Source organism: Neisseria sicca (genome assembly GCF_014054945.1).
Lineage (GTDB): Bacteria > Pseudomonadota > Gammaproteobacteria > Burkholderiales > Neisseriaceae > Neisseria > Neisseria sicca.
The window spans coordinates 2337229-2354058 of record NZ_CP059566.1; the positions used below are offsets into that span (position 1 = coordinate 2337229).

The window sequence follows — 16830 nt, forward strand, 5'->3', positions numbered from 1 at the left end:
CAAGGCCCAAAACCGCCTCTGCCTTGTCGGAATCGCCGAATGACGGTACTATGCGCAGTTAACAGCTTGATTTGCCGTTCGGATGGTCATGCGTCCGGGCGAGGTTTTAAATTCAGTATCTTATTTGAAAGCAGAAAATGATTAACGATATTCAAAAAACAGCGGAAAGCAAAATGCAGCGCTCGGTAGAAGTGCTGAAAGAGAATTTGGCGAAAGTGCGTACCGGCCGTGCGCATACCGGTCTGTTGGACCAAGTGGAAGTCGAATATTGGGGCAGCATGGTTCCGGTCAGCCAGGTTGCCAACGTGACGCTTCTGGACGCGCGCACCATCGGTGTGAAACCTTTTGAAAGCAATATGGCAGCCAAAGTCGAGAAAGCCATCCGCGATTCAAACTTGGGTCTGAACCCGGCAGCCGTCGGCGATTTGATCCGCGTACCTATGCCTATGTTGACCGAAGAGCGCCGTAAAGATTTGATTAAAGTCGTACGCAGCGAAGCGGAAGAAGGACGCGTGTCCATCCGCAACGTGCGCCGCGATGCAAACGATCACATCAAAAAACTCTTGAAAGACAAAGAAATTTCTGAAGACGAAGCACGTCGCGGCGAAGAAGCGGTTCAAAAACTGACCGACAAATACATCGCCGAAGCCGACAAAACGCTGGCTGCCAAAGAAGAAGATTTGATGGCGATTTAAACCCTTGTCCGCGGCGTTTCAGACGACCTTTGAACCGCCGCGCTGCGAAAGGCAGAGATGAAGAGCAGCACGCAGACCATTTTGGAACATACTTCAGTTCCGAAGCATATCGCCGTGATTATGGACGGCAACGGCCGTTGGGCGAAAAAGCGTTTCCTTCCCCGCGTGATGGGGCACAAACGCGGCTTGGACGCGTTGGAAAATATGGTGAAGCATTGCGCCAAACTGGGTGTGCAATATCTGACCGTGTTTGCCTTTTCGACTGAAAACTGGCGCCGTCCCGAAGACGAAGTGTCGTTCCTGATGGGGCTGTTTTTGCAGGCTTTGCAAAAACAGGTGCGCCGTCTGCACGAAAACAATATGCGCCTGAAGGTGTTGGGCAGCCGCGAACGCTTCAACCGGCAGATTCTGCAAGGCATCGAAGAGGCGGAAGCGTTGACGGCGAACAATACCGGCCTGACCCTGAGCATTGCCGCGGATTACGGCGGCCGCTGGGATATTTTGCAGGCGGCAAACAAACTGATTGCCGAAGGCGTATCTGAGATTACGGAAGACGCGCTGGCGAAACACTTGATGCTGGGCGATGCGCCGGAGCCGGATTTGTTCATCCGCACCGGCGGCGAAACGCGCATCAGCAATTTCCTGCTTTGGCAGATGGCGTATGCCGAACTTTATTTTACCGATACCCTGTGGCCCGATTTTGACAGCAAAGCCTTGGACGATGCTGTCGCCTCGTTCCAAAAACGCGAACGGCGCTTCGGCCGCACTTCGGAACAGCTGCCGGTAGAGCAGCAAAGGGGTTAAAAATGTTGAAACAACGGATTATCACGGCGCTGTGGATGCTGCCGTTGATGCTCGGTATGCTGTTTTACGCGCCGCAATGGCTGTGGGCGGCATTTTGCGGATTGATTTCCCTGGTTACGCTGTGGGAATACGCCCGTATGAGCGGATTGGAAAAACTGAAAACCAATCATTATCTTGCCGCAACGCTGGTGTTCGGCGTCATCGCCTACGCAGGCGGTTGGACGCTGCCGGATATCGTCTGGTACGCCGTTTTGGCGTTTTGGCTGGTCGTTATGCCTTTGTGGCTGAAATTCAAATGGAAATTGAATGGCGGCTGGCAGGCTTATACCGTCGGCTGGCTTTTGGTCATGCCGTTTTGGTTCGCACTCATGTCCCTGCGTCCGCATCCCGATTATGCCTTGTCGCTGCTCGCCGTGATGGGTTTGGTGTGGGTTGCCGATGTTTGCGCGTATTTCAGCGGTAAAGCGTTCGGCAAACACAAAATCGCACCGACCGTCAGCCCCGGCAAGAGCTGGGAAGGCGCAATCGGCGGTGCGATTTGCGTGGCAGTGTACATGATTGTGGTGTGGTGGGCTGGTTGGCTCACGTTTGACGCAGGCTGGTTCAATACCGTGTTAATCGGTTTGGTGTTGACCGTTGTCAGCGTATGCGGCGACCTGTTGGAAAGCTGGCTCAAACGCGCGGCGGGCATCAAAGACAGCAGCAATCTGCTGCCCGGACACGGCGGCGTGTTTGACCGCGTGGACAGCCTGATTGCCGTCATCAGCGTCTATGCCGCCTTTGAAAGCTTGTTCTGAAGCGGTTATAGTGGATTAAATTTAAATCAGGACAAGGCGACGAAGCCGCAGACAGTACAGATAGTACGGAACCGATTCACTTGGTGCTTCAGCACCTTAGAGAATCGTTCTCTTTGAGCTAAGGCGAGGCAACGCCGTACTGGTTTAAAGTTAATCCACTATAAAAATCGTTGGAACACATCAAACACAATATCGAATAAGCGTTTTCAGACGACCTTTCCGACCTCAAGCCCAAAAGGTCGTCTGAAATCCGAAAGCAGTACATAAAGAACACACCATGACACCACAAGTCCTGACCATATTAGGCAGTACCGGCAGCATAGGCGAAAGCACGCTGGACGTTGTTTCGCGCCATCCCGAAAAATTCCGCGTATTCGCGTTGGCGGGGCATAAGCAGGTTGAGAAGCTTGCGGCGCAATGCCGGACGTTCCGCCCCGAATATGCCGTCGTTGCCGATGCGGAACACGCCGCCCGGCTTGAAGCCCTGTTGAAACGCGACGGCGCGGCGACGCAGGTTTTACACGGCGCACAGGCATTGGTTGACGTTGCGTCTGCCGACGAAGTCAGCGGTGTCATGTGCGCCATCGTCGGTGCGGCGGGGCTGCCCTCCGCGCTGGTGGCGGCGCAAAAAGGCAAAACTATTTATTTGGCGAACAAAGAGACGCTGGTGGTTTCCGGCGCGTTGTTTATGGAAACCGCCCGCGCAAACGGCGCGGCAGTGTTGCCCATCGACAGCGAACACAACGCCATTTTCCAAGTTTTGCCGCGCGATTACACAGGTCGTCTGAACGAACACGGCATCCGCTCGATTATCCTGACCGCTTCCGGCGGCCCGTTTCTGACGGCCGATTTAGGCACGTTCGACAGCATTACGCCCGCGCAAGCGGTCAAACACCCCAATTGGAGCATGGGGCGCAAAATCTCCGTCGATTCCGCCACCATGATGAACAAAGGTTTGGAGCTGATTGAAGCGCATTGGCTGTTCAACTGCCCGCCTGATAAACTCGAAGTCGTCATCCATCCGCAGTCCGTGATACACAGCATGGTACGCTACCGCGACGGTTCCGTGCTGGCGCAACTGGGCAATCCCGATATGCGTACGCCCATCGCTTATTGTTTGGGCTTGCCGGAACGCATCGATTCGGGTGTTGGAGATCTGGATTTCGACGCATTGTCTGCGTTGACCTTCCAAAAGCCCGACTTTGACCGCTTCCCCTGCCTGAAGCTCGCCTATGAAGCCATGAACGCGGGCGGAGCCGCGCCCTGCGTCTTGAACGCCGCCAACGAAGCCGCTGTCGCCGCCTTCTTAGATGGGCAGATTAAGTTTACCGACATTGCCAAAACCGTCGCCCATTGTCTCGCACAAGACTTTTCAGACGACCTCGGCAACATCGAAAACCTGCTGGCGCAAGACGCCGTTACCCGCAGGCAGGCGCAGGAATTTATCGCCGCATTGGGATAAACCGTGCCGCAACGATAAAAAATGACAGGTCGTCTGAAAACCCGCCCACCCGTCATGTGTGGCGGACAAAACGGCAGACTGACTTTATAATCGGCAAAATAACGCCAATAATATTTTCTACACATTGCGAATGCTTTCAGACGACCCCTACCTTGATACGTCGTCTGAAAAATCGACAACGTCAACCCATACCCAACCAGAGAGATTCTTTTGCAAACCCTTCTAGCTTTTATTTTCGCCATCCTGATTTTGGTCAGCCTGCACGAGTTCGGACACTACATCGTCGCCAGATTGTGCGGCGTCAAAGTCGTTCGCTTTTCCGTCGGCTTCGGCAAACCGTTTTTCAGCAGAAAGCGCGGCGATACCGAATGGTGTTTGGCACCCATCCCGTTGGGCGGCTATGTCAAAATGGTCGATACGCGCGAGGGCGAAGTGGCGCAGGCAGACCTGCCTTACGCCTTCGACAAACAGCATCCCGCCAAACGCATCGCCATCGTTGCCGCAGGCCCGCTGACCAATCTCGCGCTGGCGGTTTTGCTTTACGGCTTGAGTTTTTCCTTCGGCGTTACCGAAATCCGCCCTTATGTCGGCATGGTCGAGCAAAATACCATTGCCGCCAAAGCCAGATTTCAGCCCGGAGACAAAATTATTTCGGTTAACGGCGTTAACGTCGGCGAGTGGGAAAAAGCCCAGCAAGAAATCGTGTTGAACATCGAGTCAGGCAAGGTAAATGTTGCCGTTCAGACGAGCTCGGGGCAAAAAACCATGCGGATTATCGATGCCGCCGGCACGCCCGAAGCAGGTAAAATTGCGAAAAACCAAGGCTATATCGGGTTGTCGCCTTTTAAAATCACCACCCGTGTCGGCAAAATGGAAGAAAACAGCCCGGCTGAAAAAGCCGGTTTGAAAAAAGGTGACAAGCTGATCAGTGCCGACGGACAAGACATCGAGTCTTGGCAGCAATGGGTGGAAATCGTACGCCAAAGCCCGGGCAAGAAAATCGAATTGAGCTACGAGCGCGACGGTAAAACTTTTCAGACGACCATCCGCCCCAACAGTATCCAGCAACCCGACAGAACGCTGGTCGGCAGGGTAGGCTTCGATTCTCAGGGCGACGAAGCGTGGACAAAAGAAATCAAGCGCGAATATAAACCGTCTGTCGCAGAAGCATTTGCGATGGGCTGGGACAAAACCGTCAACAATGCTTGGATGACGGTAAAATTCTTCGGAAAACTGATTACAGGCAATGCCTCCCTGAACCATATTTCAGGCCCGCTGACCATTGCCGACGTCGCCGGAAAAACGGCACAGCTGGGATTTCAAAGCTATTTGGAATTCCTCGCGTTGGTCAGCATTAGTTTAGGCGTGTTGAACTTGTTGCCCATCCCCGTATTGGACGGCGGGCATTTGGTGTTCTACACTGCCGAATGGATACGCGGAAAGCCCTTGAGCGAGCACATACAGGCAATCGGCCTGCGCCTCGGACTGGCTGCCATGCTCTTAATGATGGCACTGGCTTTCTTTAATGACATCAACCGTTTGTTTGGATAATTTTATGAAATTGAAACAGATTGCTTCTGCTTTGATGGTATTGGGCATGTCGCCTTTGGCGTTTGCCGACTTCACCATTCAAGACATCCGCGTCGAAGGTTTGCAGCGCACCGAACCGAGTACGGTCTTCAACTACCTGCCCGTCAAAGTCGGCGACCAATTCAGCGACGCACGCAGCGAAGAAATCATCAAAAGTCTGTATGCGACCGGTTTTTTTGACGATGTCCGCGTAGAGACCATGGGTAATCAGGTCTTGCTGACCGTTATCGAACGCCCGACCATCAGCACGCTGAACATCACCGGCGCGAAAATGCTGCAAAACGATGTAATCAAGAAAAACCTTGAATCCTTCGGTTTGGCGCAATCCCAATACTTCAATCCGGCCACGCTGAGCCAGTCTGTCGCCAGCCTGAAGGAAGAATACAAAAGCCGCGGCAAACAGTCGGTCCAAATCACGCCGACCGTCACCAAACTCGCGCGTAACCGCGTTTCCATCGACATCGCCATCGATGAGGGTAAAACCACCAAGATTACCGACATCGAATTTGAAGGCAACAAAGTCTATTCCGACCGCAAGCTCATGAAACAAATGTCTTTGAGCGAAGGCGGCATGTGGACTTGGCTGACTAAGAGCAACCAGTTTAACGAGCAGAAATTCTCGCAAGACATGGAGCGCGTCAGCGAGTTCTACCAAAACAACGGCTATTTCAATTTCCGCATTCTGGATACCGACATCCAGACCAACGAAGACAAAACCAAGCAAACCATCAAAATCACGGTTGACGAGGGCGAACGCTTCCGTTGGGGCGACGTGCGCATAGAAGGCGATACCCGCGAAGTGCCGAAAGAAGAGCTGCAAAAACTGCTGACCATGAAAAAGGGCAAATGGTACGAACGCGCCCAAATGGTCAAATCGCTCGAAGCCATTCAAAACCGCATGGGTACGGCAGGCTACGCGTTCAGCGAAGTCAACGTTCAGCCAGTGCCCAATGCCGAGACCCAAACTGTCGATTTCGTCCTGAACGTCGAACCCGGCCGCAAAATCTATGTGAACGAAATCAACATCACCGGCAACAACAAAACCCGTGACGAAGTCGTGCGCCGCGAATTGCGTCAGATGGAATCCGCGCCTTACGACACTTCCAAGCTGCAACGTTCCAAAGAGCGCGTCGAGCTGCTGGGCTACTTCGACAACGTACAATTCGATGCCGTACCGGTTGCCAATACGCCCGACCAAGTCGATTTGAACATGAGCGTGAACGAGCGTTCTACCGGTTCGCTGGATATGAGCGCGGGCTGGGTTCAGGATACCGGCTTGGTCATGTCCGTAGGCGTTTCCCAAGACAACCTGTTCGGTACGGGTAAATCCGTTTCCCTGCGCGCCTCACGCAGTAAAACCACGCTGAACGGCTCGTTGTCGTTTACCGATCCGTATTTCACACCCGACGGCGTGAGCCTCGGTTACGATATTTACGGCAAGTCTTACGACCCGCGTAAAGCCTCTTCCAGCGCGAAACAATATAAAACCACCACCGCAGGCGCAGGCGTGCGCATGGGCATCCCCGTGACCGAATACGACCGCGTCAATTTGGGTCTGGCGGCGGAACACCTGACCGTGAATACCTACAAAGGCGCGCCTAAACGTTATGCCGACTTTATCAACCAATATGGTAAAGGCACGGACGGCGTGGGCAGCTTCAAAGGCTGGCTGTACAAAGGTACGATCGGTTGGGGACGCAATAAAACCGACAGCGCCTTGTGGCCGACCCGCGGTTACATGACCGGCATCAACGGTGAAATCGCCCTGCCGGGCAGCGACCTGCAATACTACACACTGACCCACAACCAAACCTGGTTCTTCCCGCTGACCAAAGACTTCACCCTGATGCTCGGCGGCGAAGTCGGCGTCGGCAACGGTTACGGCAAAACCAAAACCATGCCGTTCTTTGAAAACTTCTACGGCGGTGGCTTAGGCTCCGTACGCGGTTACGAGAGCGGTACGCTGGGTCCGAAAGTCTATGACGAATACGGCGAGAAAATCAGCTATGGCGGCAACAAAAAAGCCAACGTTTCCGCCGAGTTGCTGTTCCCGATGCCGGGCATCAAAGACTCCCGCTCCGTCCGTCTGAGTCTGTTTGCCGACGCGGGCAGCGTATGGGACGGTAAAACTTATAACGACAGCAGCAGCAATACCTACTACACCAACAATGCCGCTCAAAACCCATACGGCTTAGGCAAGACCCACAAATCGACCTTCAAGGAAGAGTTGCGCTACTCCGCCGGTGCGGCAGTAACCTGGCTCTCGCCGCTGGGTCCGATGAAGTTCAGCTACGCCTACCCGATCAAGAAAAAAGACAGCGACGAAATCCAACGCTTCCAGTTCCAATTGGGTACCACATTCTGACGTAGGCAGAACAAGGTCGTCTGAAAATCGAAATCCCTATGCAGATAAACTTTTTCAGACGACCTGAAGGAAAAGGGGCAGGGCGTTCTGCCTCTTTTTAAAAACAAACCGTCATCCCGCTGATTGGCGGGATACAAAATCAAGGAAATCCAGATGAACATCATTGCCAACGCCTTCCGCCTCGGCGGCGCGGCTTTATTGGGCTTCGGGTTGATGAACCAAGCTGCGGCGGCGGAAGCCGTACAGAAAATCGGCTTTATCAATACCGAGCGCGTTTATCTTGAGTCCAAGCAGGCGCAACGCATTCAGACGACCTTGGAAAAGGAATTCCGCGGCCGTCAGGACGCTTTGCAGAAATTGCAGCAAGAAGGTGAAAAGCTCGAAAAATCCCTGTCCGAAGGCAAATTGCAGGGCAAAGAGCGTGAAGCTGCGGCAAAACGCTGGGGCGAGCTGGTTCAGCAGTTCCGCAAGAAACAGGCGGAGCTGGCAGAAGACTACAACCTGCGCCGCAACGAAGAATTTGCCGCCCTCCAGCAAAACGCCAACCGCATCATCGTCGATCTTGCCAAACGCGAAGGCTACGATGTCATTTTGCAGGACGTGATTTACGTCAACGCGCGTTACGACATTACCGACAGCGTGATTAAAGCCCTGAATACACGTTAATCGGAAGGCTGAACGAGATACAGCAAACCTGTTTTCAGACGACCTCTTTCAAGCGAAGGGTCGTCTGAAAATCCAATAAACGATATAATTATAGTGGATTAACTTTAAATCAGGACAAGGCGACGAAGCCGCAGACAGTACAGATAGTACGGCAAGGCGAGGCAACGCCGTACTGGTTTAAAGTTAATCCACTATACCTGTCTTATCACTCCTGCCGGCATACGTTTTAGGCAAACCGTTCTGTCCGACTGCTCCCGCCGTCCCTTTCAGACGACCTCATCCCAAAGCTTACGAAACATCATGACTTCAAAAACCTACACCCTGTCCCAAATCACAGCGCAGCTTGGCGGCGAATGGCGCGGCAAGGACATTTCCGTCGCCGCCGTGCGCCCGCTCGCAGACGCGCAGGCGGAACACATCAGCTTCCTCGCCAATCCGAAATACAAAGCCGAAGTCCACGACAGCAGCGCGGGTGCAGTCATCGTTTCCGCCAAAGCAGTAAACGAATTTGAAGGGCGCAACCTGATTGTCGCCGACGACCCCTATCTCTATTTTGCCAAAGTCGCCCGCCTGTTTTCACCCATCGTCAAAGCGCGCGGCGGCATCCATCCGACCGCTGTCGTCGAAGAGGGTGCCACCGTTCCCGCCAGCTGCGAAATCGGCGCAAACGCCTACATCGGCGCGAACACCGTACTCGGGGAAGGCTGCCGCATCTTGGCAAACGCCGTTGTCCAGCACGATTGCACACTGGGCGACGAAGTCGTCCTGCATCCCAACGCCGTCGTTTATTACGGCTGCACACTGGGCAACCGCGTCGAAATCCACAGCGGCGCAGTCATCGGTGCGGACGGATTCGGGCTCGCCTTCGCCGGCGATTCATGGTTTAAAATCCCGCAAACCGGCGCGGTAACGCTGGGCGACGACGTAGAAATCGGTTCGAACACCAACATCGACCGCGGCGCGATGAGCGACACTACCGTCGGCAACGGCACCAAAATCGACAACCAAGTCCAAATCGGACACAACTGCAAAATCGGTTCGCACACCGTCATCGCCGCCAAAACCGGCATCTCAGGCAGCGTTACCATCGGCAGCTACTGCATCATCGGCGGCGGCGTCGGCACGGTCGGCCACATTGAAATCGCCGATAAAACCACCATCGGCGGCGGCACGTCCGTGACCCACAGCATTACCGAAAGCGGCAAACACCTCGCCGGCATCTTCCCGATGTCCACCCATAAAGAATGGGCGCGCAACGCCGTTTACATCCACCGCTTAAGCGAAATGAACAAACGCCTCAAAACATTGGAAAACCGTCTGAGCGACAGCGAAAAAGACGAATAACCCCACAATCGGTTTACATGGCGGATGCGCTTTAAATCCCAACAAAGCGGCAAAGCCTGCCGTTTTAAAGCCCCCGCGATGAAACCGCCCAGCCAACCTGAAATACCAAGGAATACGACGAACATGGACGTACAACTCCCCATCGAAGCCAAAGACATCCAAAAACTCATTCCCCACCGCTACCCGTTTTTGCAACTCGACCGCATCACCGCCTTCGAGTCCATGAAAACCCTGACCGCGATTAAAAACGTCACCATGAACGAGCCGCAGTTCCAAGGCCATTTCCCCGACCTGCCCGTCATGCCCGGCGTACTCATCATCGAAGCCATGGCGCAAGCCTGCGGCACACTCGCCATCCTCAGCGAAGGCGGCCGCAAAGAAAACGAATTCTTCTTCTTCGCCGGCATAGACGAAGCCCGCTTCAAACGCCAAGTCATCCCCGGCGACCAGCTTGTTTTCGAAGTCGAGCTGCTGACCAACAAACGCGGCATCGGCAAATTCAGCGCCGTCGCCAAAGTGGACGGACAAGTCGCCGTCGAAGCCATCATCATGTGTGCCAAACGCGTGGTTTGAGTGTTCAGAAAAAGGTCGTCTGAAAGTTTTCAGACGACCTGTTGCCGTCGCGCATCTTCGCGGCAACACGACAGGAAAGGAAAAACATGACCCTCATCCACCCGACCGCCGTCATTAACCCCAAAGCCGAACTCGACTCCAGCGTCAAAGTCGGTGCGTACACCGTCATCGGCCCCAACGTCCAAATCGGCGCGAACACCGAAATCGGCCCGCATACCGTCATCAACGGCCACACCACCATCGGCGAAAACAACCGCATTTTCCAATTTGCCAGCCTCGGCGAAATCCCGCAGGACAAAAAATACCGCGACGAGCCGACCAAGCTGATTATCGGCAACGGCAACACCATCCGCGAATTCACCACCTTCAACCTCGGCACGGTAACCGGCATCGGCGAAACCCGCGTCGGCGACGACAACTGGATTATGGCGTACTGCCACCTCGCGCACGACTGCGTCATCGGCAACCACACCATCTTCGCCAACAACGCCTCCCTCGCCGGACACGTTACCATCGGCGACTACGTCGTCTTGGGCGGCTACACGCTGGTGTTCCAGTTCTGCCAAATCGGCGACTACGCCATGACCGCCTTCGCCGCAGGCGTACACAAAGACGTACCGCCTTATTTCATGGCGGCAGGCTACCGCGCCGAACCCGCAGGCATCAACAGCGAAGGCATGCGCCGCAACGGCTTCACCGCCGAGCAAATCGCCGCCGTCAAAGATGTGTATAAAACCATCTACCACCGTGGCATCCCGTTTGAAGAAGCCAAAGCCGACATCCTCCGCCGCGCCGAAACGCAAGCCGAGTTGGCGGTGTTTAAAGACTTCTTCGCCCAATCCACGCGCGGAATTATCCGCTGATTGGGAGAAACCGTACCGACAGGCAGGATTAAGGGCTGAAAGCCGTAGCGGCGAAAAGGTTTGAATAGAAACTGGGTGCTGTCCGCAAACCGTTTCAGACGACGTTGTCGCAACATCAGCCTTGTCCTTTCCCTGTTTGGCGCGGGAATGACTGCCGTCCAAACATTCGTCTTCAGACCAATAGAAAAGGTCGTCTGAAACCGGGTAAACCGAGTTTCAGACGACCTTTTGATTTTATGGCACGATGTTCGTCATGCGGATTTTAGGGGAATGGGGCGGCATCTTCTGCGTGGGCAATGCCTGCCGTTCCGCCCGCTTAGTGGACGTGGCTGCTTTCTACGCCGCCTTTGATTTCGCCATAGACTTGTGCAGAACTGCCTTGTCCGGATTGGGAGGCGCAGGCGTTGAGGAGCAGGAGGGCGGTGGTGAGGAAGATGAATTTTTTCATGCTGGTTTCCTTTGGTTGGATGGGAGGGGAGGTCGTCTGAAACCCAATAATATAGTGGATTAACTTTAAACCAGTACGGCGTTGCCTCTCCTTGGCTCAAAGAGAACGATTCTCTAAGGTGCTGAAGCACTAAGTGAATCGGTTCCGTACTATCTGTACTGTCTGCGGCTTCGTCGCCTTGTCCTGATTTTTGTTAATCCACTATAAGGTTTCAGGCGACCTTTTTTACCAATGCGACGCCATATTGTCGCGGTGGATAAGTTCGTCTTCGTGGGCGTAGCCTAATTTTTCGGCGATGCGCTCGGACGGGGTTTGCAGGATTTTGGCGGTTTCGCCGCTACTGTAATTGGTCAGGCCACGGGCAATTTCTTTGCCGTCGGTATCGAGGATGGCAACGAGTTCGCCGCGGTGGAAATGTCCGTCCGCGCGGATGCAGCCGACGGGCAGCAGGCTGGCGTGCTGTTCGGTCAGGGCTTTTGCCGCGCCGCTATCGACAGTCAGGCTGCCGGCGGTTTGGACGTGTCCGAGCAGCCATTGTTTGCGGGCGGCGACGCGGCTGTGTGCGCTGGTGAAGAGCGTGCCTATGCTTTCGCCTTGTTTGAGGCGGACGAGGACGTCAGGTTCGCCGCCCCATGCGACGACGGTGGCGGCTCCGCTGAGTGCGGCGCGTTTGGCGGCGGTCACTTTGGTGTACATGCCGCCGGTGCCGACGCTGCTACCCGCGCCGCCCGCCATGCTTTCGAGGTCGGGATGGTCGGCTGCGATGGTCGGAATCAGTTTGGCTTGCGGATTTTTGCGCGGGTCGCTGTCGTACAGGCCTTTTTGGTCGGTCAGGAGGACGAGTGCGTCGGCTTCGATGAGGTTGGTCACGAGTGCGCCGAGGGTGTCGTTGTCGCCGAGCTTGATTTCGTCGGTGGTCACGGTGTCGTTTTCGTTGATGACGGGGACGATGCCTTTGGACAACAGGGTTTGCAGGGTGCTGCGGGCGTTGAGGTAGCGGGTGCGGTTGCTCAGGTCGTCGTGGGTGAGCAGGATTTGGGCGGTGCGGATGCCGTACGGTGCGAACGCGGTTTCGTAGGCTTGGGCAATGCCGGTTTGCCCGACGGCGGCGGCGGCTTGCAGCTCGTTGATGGCGGTGGGGCGTTTGCTCCAGCCCAGCCGTTTGATGCCTTCGGCGATGGCGCCGCTGGAAACGAGGACGGTTTGCACGCCTTGTTTGCCCAGTTCGGCGATTTGTGCCGCCCAGCGGTCGAGTGCGGCTTGGTCTATGCCTTTGCCGCCCGCGGTAACGAGGCTGGAGCCGACTTTGACGACAAGGGTGCGGGTATTGGAGAGGTTTTGCAGGGACATGGTTTTTCTCGCGGAGGATATAGGGCGGCTTCGGACGGGTTGTTAAACGTAAAAAGGTCGTCTGAAAGCGCGAAAACTGATTTTCAGACGACCCCTATGGGGCTGTCAATACGCGGTATCGTGAAATTGCTAAAAGACAGACGGGATTCGGTGAGCAGAATGACAATGCTGGCACGATACAAAAAGGTCGTCTGAAAACCAAGATACAGGTTTTCAGACGACCTTTGCTATGGCGGAACGGCTTTACGCTTCGACCGGTTTGCCGCGCAGGGAGAAGGTGTAGGCTTCGGTGATTTCCAAATCGATCATTTGGTTGATCATATCGGGCGTGCCGGTGAAGTTGACCACGCGGTTGTTGGCGGTACGGGCTTGGAGCTGGTCGGGGTCTTTTTTGGAGATGCCTTCGACCAGACAGCGTTGTACGGTACCTATCATGGTTTGGTTGATGCGGGCGGTTTCGGCTTCGATGACTTCGTTCAGGGCTTCGAGGCGGCGCACTTTTTCGGCGTGCGGGGTGTCGTCCGGCAGGTTGGCGGCGGGTGTGCCGGGGCGCGGGCTGTAAATGAAGACGAAGCTCAAATCGAAGGCGATGTCTTTCACCAGCTTCAGGGTTTGCTCGAACTCGCGCTCGGTTTCGCCGGGGAAGCCGACGATGAAGTCGCTGCTCAGGCACAAGTCGGGGCGGATGGCGCGCAGTTTGCGGATGATGGATTTGTATTCCAAGGCGGTGTAGCCGCGCTTCATCGCGCTCAATACGCGGTCGGAACCGCTTTGAATCGGCAGGTGCAGGTGCGACACCAGCTTGGGCAGGTCGCGGTAGCACTCGATAATCGAGTCGGTAAACTCGCGCGGGTGGCTGGTGGTGAAGCGCATACGCTCGATGCCGGGGATTTCGTGGACGATGCGCAGCAGGGTGGCGAAGTCGCAGATTTCGCCGTCTTCCATTTCGCCGCGATAGGCGTTGACGTTTTGTCCCAAGAGGTTGATTTCTTTCACGCCTTGCTGGGCAAGGTTAGCGATTTCGGTCAAAACGTCGTTCAACGGGCGGGAGAACTCTTCGCCGCGGGTGTAGGGGACGACGCAGAACGAGCAGTATTTGGAACAGCCTTCCATGATGGACACGAATGCTGCGCCGCCTTCGACGCGGGCGGGCGGCAGGTGGTCGAATTTTTCGATTTCGGGGAAGGAAATATCGACTTGCGACAGGCCGCTGGTTTCTTTATCCACAATCATTTTGGGCAGTCGGTGCAGCGTTTGCGGGCCGAAGACGACGTCCACATAAGGCGCGCGTTTGATGATGTTTTCGCCTTCTTGGGAGGCGACGCAGCCGGCCACGCCGATGATGAGGTCGGGATTTTTTTCTTTGAGCGGGCGTACGCGGCCTAAGTCGGAGAACACTTTTTCCTGCGCTTTTTCGCGCACGGAGCAGGTGTTGAAGAGGATGATGTCGGCTTCGTCGGCTTCGGTCACTTGTTCGATGCCGCCGTTTTCTTCGGCGAGTACGGCGAGCATTTTTTCGCTGTCGTATTCGTTCATTTGGCAGCCGAAGGTGCGGATAAATACTTTTTTCATGGTTTGTGTCTTTCTCAGGTAGCCCGTAATTGCGGGGCTGATTGTTATGGAAATCTCGGTTTCAGACGACCTTGTGGAAGGCTTGGCGGGTCGTCTGAAACACTGATTCGTCAGGGCGCAAAAATGCGCGGTTGCGCTGCTGCGGCTGCAACAGCCAACCACGCGGTGTGTGTTTGGGTCGTCTGAAACGGGCAGGCGGCGGCTTATTGCGCGTCTTGCTTAATCTCGTCGCGGACTTCTTTTTGCGCGGTAAAACGGGAGGCTTCGTCGTCGGTCAAAACCCATACTTCGCGCACGAGAGCGTTGGTGTCGTTGTGTTTGAAGGCGATGGTTTTGCCGGTTTTCCCCGCCAGCCGCCCCATCGGGATGAAGCGGTCGTTTTCGTCGTGGATTTTGGTGAAACGGGTAATCTGCAGCTTGGCGGAATTGCCGTCGGCAAGGCCCAGCGTCAAGAGGCGCGTCCATGAGAAGCCGCCACGGCTCACTTTCAGATAAGGCAGTTCGACCTGTTTCAAAACCGCCGCGTCCATATCGCTCGGCAGCTTGCGCTGGGCGGCGTAGGAGACGGTGGAAACCAAAAGGGTAAGCATTAAAATGAATCCGCGTAACATGATGTTTTCTTTATGGTATAAATGGGTGCGGATTATAGCACAAACGCTTCAAATATGAACAGAGTGATTGTTTTTACAGAACAATTTTCATTTTCAGATATGGCGTTGCGCCGTGGCCGTTTGGGCTTTCGGGGTCGTCTGAAACGGCTGGCGCGGGCAATCTGATGATAAAATACCGCTTATTTTTCAGACGACCTCAGAAAGAACCCGCTATGAACCGTAACGAAATCCTGTTTGACCGCGCCAAAGCCATCATCCCCGGCGGCGTGAATTCCCCCGTCCGCGCATTCGGCAGCGTCGGCGGCGTGCCGCGCTTCATCAAAAAAGCCGAAGGCGCGTATGTTTGGGACGAAAACGGCACGCGCTACACCGATTACGTCGGTTCGTGGGGGCCTGCGATTGTCGGACACGCGCACCCCGAAGTCATCGAAGCCGTGCGCGAAGCCGCGTTGGGCGGTTTGTCGTTCGGTGCGCCCACTGAAGGCGAAATCGTCATCGCCGAAGAAATCGCCAAAATCATGCCGTCCGTCGAAAGGCTGCGCCTCGTCAGCTCCGGCACCGAAGCGACCATGACCGCCATCCGCCTCGCACGTGGCTTCACCGGACGCGACAAAATCATCAAGTTCGAAGGCTGCTACCACGGCCATTCCGACAGCCTGCTCGTCAAAGCCGGCAGCGGCCTGCTCACCTTCGGCAACCCGTCTTCCGCAGGCGTTCCCGCCGACTTTACCAAACACACCTTAGTCCTCGAATACAACAACACCGCCCAACTCGAAGAAGCGTTCGCCCGCAACGGCGACGAAATCGCCTGCGTCATCCTCGAACCCTTCGTCGGCAATATGAACCTGGTCCGCCCGACCGAAGCCTTCGTCAAAGCCCTGCGCGAATTGACCGAAAAACACGGCGCCGTGTTGATTTACGACGAAGTGATGACCGGCTTCCGCGTCGCGCTCGGCGGCGCGCAGTCGCTGCACGGCATCACGCCCGACCTGACCACGATGGGCAAAGTCATTGGCGGCGGTATGCCGCTTGCCGCGTTCGGCGGACGCAAAGACATCATGGAATGTATTTCCCCACTGGGCGGCGTGTATCAGGCAGGCACTTTGTCGGGCAACCCGATTGCCGTCGCCGCCGGTTTGAAAACGCTTGAAATCATCCAGCGCGAAGGCTTCTACGAAAACCTGACCGCCTTGACCCGCCGCCTCGCCGACGGGCTTGCCGCCGCCGCCAAAGCGCACGGCATCGAGTTTACCGCCGACAGCGTGGGCGGTATGTTCGGCCTGTATTTCGCCGCCCATGCCCCGCAAAACTACGGCGACATGGCGCGTTCCAATATCGATGCCTTCAAACGCTTCTTCCACGGCATGCTCGACCGCAACACCGCCTTCGGCCCGTCCGCCTATGAAGCAGGCTTCGTCTCCGCCGCGCACACGCCCGAGCTGATTGACGAAACCATCGCCACCGCGCATCAAGTGTTCGCGGAAATGGCGAAATATAGTGGATTAAAATAAAAATGAGACAAGGCGGCAACGCCCGCCGTGTACGGTTAGTACATAAGGACGTTGGCAACGCCGTATCATTGCAATTTTAATCCACTATAAGGCGGAATGGCTTGCCGTCAGGGCAGTGCGGGCAACGCTGCCTGATTCATATTTAATCCGTCCACAAGACAAAAAGGTCGTCTGAAAAC

16 protein-coding genes and 1 pseudogene are annotated in these 16830 nt (G+C 55.4%); 12 read left to right on the top strand and 5 right to left on the bottom strand.

Annotated elements, in window-relative coordinates; translation table 11 throughout:
• Window positions 1–137: 137 nt before the first annotated feature.
• The 4 genes and pseudogenes from frr to H3L95_RS14260 all read left to right on the top strand — a co-directional run.
• Window positions 138–695, top strand: a complete 558-nt coding sequence (gene frr / locus H3L95_RS11140; protein ID WP_003758927.1) for a ribosome recycling factor — start codon at window positions 138–140, stop codon at window positions 693–695.
• Window positions 696–752: 57 nt separating this feature from the next.
• On the top strand, window positions 753–1499 hold the full coding sequence (uppS, locus tag H3L95_RS11145) for an undecaprenyl pyrophosphate synthase (RefSeq protein WP_003758925.1): 747 nt from the start codon (window positions 753–755) through the stop codon (window positions 1497–1499).
• 2 nt (window positions 1500–1501) lie between these two features.
• Window positions 1502–2296, top strand: a complete 795-nt coding sequence (locus H3L95_RS11150) for a phosphatidate cytidylyltransferase (RefSeq protein WP_003758923.1) — start codon at window positions 1502–1504, stop codon at window positions 2294–2296.
• A gap of 6 nt (window positions 2297–2302) precedes the next feature.
• Window positions 2303–2365: pseudogene (locus H3L95_RS14260) on the top strand (transposase); the annotation flags it as partial.
• A 49-nt stretch (window positions 2366–2414) separates the two neighbouring features.
• Here the strand turns inward: H3L95_RS14260 and H3L95_RS11155 are convergent.
• On the bottom strand, window positions 2415–2561 hold the full coding sequence (locus H3L95_RS11155) for a hypothetical protein (RefSeq protein ID WP_164907886.1): 147 nt from the start codon (window positions 2559–2561) through the stop codon (window positions 2415–2417).
• A gap of 12 nt (window positions 2562–2573) precedes the next feature.
• Between H3L95_RS11155 and ispC the strand changes: the two genes are divergently transcribed.
• The 7 genes from ispC (at window position 2574) to lpxA (ending at window position 11159) form a co-directional block, all read left to right on the top strand.
• A complete protein-coding gene (gene ispC, locus H3L95_RS11160) occupies window positions 2574–3758 on the top strand; it encodes a 1-deoxy-D-xylulose-5-phosphate reductoisomerase (protein ID WP_003758920.1) in 1185 nt (394 codons plus the stop codon).
• Between the two features lie 210 nt (window positions 3759–3968).
• Window positions 3969–5309: an RIP metalloprotease RseP gene (rseP, locus tag H3L95_RS11165; protein WP_040668595.1), complete on the top strand. Its 1341-nt coding sequence runs from the start codon at window positions 3969–3971 to the stop codon at window positions 5307–5309.
• Between the two features lie 4 nt (window positions 5310–5313).
• Window positions 5314–7713, top strand: a complete 2400-nt coding sequence (bamA, locus tag H3L95_RS11170) for an outer membrane protein assembly factor BamA (protein ID WP_003758915.1) — start codon at window positions 5314–5316, stop codon at window positions 7711–7713.
• Between the two features lie 162 nt (window positions 7714–7875).
• Window positions 7876–8379 carry an OmpH/Skp family outer membrane protein gene (locus H3L95_RS11175; RefSeq protein WP_374968210.1) on the top strand — a complete coding sequence of 168 codons (504 nt, stop codon included), beginning with the start codon at window positions 7876–7878 and terminating at the stop codon, window positions 8377–8379.
• Between the two features lie 300 nt (window positions 8380–8679).
• Window positions 8680–9723, top strand: a complete 1044-nt coding sequence (gene lpxD / locus H3L95_RS11180) for a UDP-3-O-(3-hydroxymyristoyl)glucosamine N-acyltransferase (RefSeq protein ID WP_003758912.1) — start codon at window positions 8680–8682, stop codon at window positions 9721–9723.
• A 123-nt stretch (window positions 9724–9846) separates the two neighbouring features.
• Window positions 9847–10296 (top strand): 3-hydroxyacyl-ACP dehydratase FabZ, encoded by a 450-nt coding sequence (gene fabZ / locus H3L95_RS11185; protein ID WP_003741990.1) that lies wholly within the window; start codon window positions 9847–9849, stop codon window positions 10294–10296.
• An 86-nt stretch (window positions 10297–10382) separates the two neighbouring features.
• Window positions 10383–11159, top strand: coding sequence for an acyl-ACP--UDP-N-acetylglucosamine O-acyltransferase (gene lpxA / locus H3L95_RS11190; protein WP_003758907.1), 777 nt, complete (start codon window positions 10383–10385; stop codon window positions 11157–11159).
• Between the two features lie 316 nt (window positions 11160–11475).
• Here lpxA and H3L95_RS13915 read toward each other — a convergent pair whose 3' ends face one another.
• The 4 genes from H3L95_RS13915 to H3L95_RS11205 all read right to left on the bottom strand — a co-directional run bounded on the left by H3L95_RS13915 (window position 11476) and on the right by H3L95_RS11205 (window position 15140).
• Window positions 11476–11607 (bottom strand): hypothetical protein, encoded by a 132-nt coding sequence (locus H3L95_RS13915; protein ID WP_259345818.1) that lies wholly within the window; start codon window positions 11605–11607, stop codon window positions 11476–11478.
• Between the two features lie 225 nt (window positions 11608–11832).
• A complete protein-coding gene (proB, locus tag H3L95_RS11195) occupies window positions 11833–12957 on the bottom strand; it encodes a glutamate 5-kinase (protein ID WP_003758901.1) in 1125 nt (374 codons plus the stop codon).
• A gap of 243 nt (window positions 12958–13200) precedes the next feature.
• A complete protein-coding gene (gene miaB / locus H3L95_RS11200; RefSeq protein WP_003743791.1) occupies window positions 13201–14529 on the bottom strand; it encodes a tRNA (N6-isopentenyl adenosine(37)-C2)-methylthiotransferase MiaB in 1329 nt (442 codons plus the stop codon).
• A gap of 203 nt (window positions 14530–14732) precedes the next feature.
• Window positions 14733–15140 (bottom strand): hypothetical protein, encoded by a 408-nt coding sequence (locus H3L95_RS11205; RefSeq protein WP_003758897.1) that lies wholly within the window; start codon window positions 15138–15140, stop codon window positions 14733–14735.
• A 212-nt stretch (window positions 15141–15352) separates the two neighbouring features.
• Here H3L95_RS11205 and hemL point away from each other — a divergent pair, with 212 nt between their 5' ends.
• The gene (hemL, locus tag H3L95_RS11210; RefSeq protein WP_040668593.1) at window positions 15353–16651 is read left to right on the top strand and encodes a glutamate-1-semialdehyde 2,1-aminomutase; all 1299 of its coding nucleotides are present in this window, start codon (window positions 15353–15355) and stop codon (window positions 16649–16651) included.
• Window positions 16652–16830: the final 179 nt, after the last annotated feature.

What these genes read in the sequence shown, in the direction of transcription:
- proB (WP_003758901.1), bottom strand. Translation starts at nt 12,957, where the DNA reads ATGTCCCTGCAAAACCTCTCCAATACCCGCACCCTTGTCGTCAAAGTC.
- H3L95_RS11150 (WP_003758923.1), top strand. Translation starts at nt 1,502, where the DNA reads ATGTTGAAACAACGGATTATCACGGCGCTGTGGATGCTGCCGTTGATG.
- bamA (WP_003758915.1), top strand. Translation starts at nt 5,314, where the DNA reads ATGAAATTGAAACAGATTGCTTCTGCTTTGATGGTATTGGGCATGTCG.
- uppS (WP_003758925.1), top strand. Translation starts at nt 753, where the DNA reads ATGAAGAGCAGCACGCAGACCATTTTGGAACATACTTCAGTTCCGAAG.
- lpxA (WP_003758907.1), top strand. Translation starts at nt 10,383, where the DNA reads ATGACCCTCATCCACCCGACCGCCGTCATTAACCCCAAAGCCGAACTC.
- lpxD (WP_003758912.1), top strand. Translation starts at nt 8,680, where the DNA reads ATGACTTCAAAAACCTACACCCTGTCCCAAATCACAGCGCAGCTTGGC.
- miaB (WP_003743791.1), bottom strand. Translation starts at nt 14,529, where the DNA reads ATGAAAAAAGTATTTATCCGCACCTTCGGCTGCCAAATGAACGAATAC.
- H3L95_RS11205 (WP_003758897.1), bottom strand. Translation starts at nt 15,140, where the DNA reads ATGTTACGCGGATTCATTTTAATGCTTACCCTTTTGGTTTCCACCGTC.
- hemL (WP_040668593.1), top strand. Translation starts at nt 15,353, where the DNA reads ATGAACCGTAACGAAATCCTGTTTGACCGCGCCAAAGCCATCATCCCC.
- frr (WP_003758927.1), top strand. Translation starts at nt 138, where the DNA reads ATGATTAACGATATTCAAAAAACAGCGGAAAGCAAAATGCAGCGCTCG.
- ispC (WP_003758920.1), top strand. Translation starts at nt 2,574, where the DNA reads ATGACACCACAAGTCCTGACCATATTAGGCAGTACCGGCAGCATAGGC.
- H3L95_RS13915 (WP_259345818.1), bottom strand. Translation starts at nt 11,607, where the DNA reads ATGAAAAAATTCATCTTCCTCACCACCGCCCTCCTGCTCCTCAACGCC.
- fabZ (WP_003741990.1), top strand. Translation starts at nt 9,847, where the DNA reads ATGGACGTACAACTCCCCATCGAAGCCAAAGACATCCAAAAACTCATT.
- H3L95_RS11155 (WP_164907886.1), bottom strand. Translation starts at nt 2,561, where the DNA reads ATGTACTGCTTTCGGATTTCAGACGACCTTTTGGGCTTGAGGTCGGAA.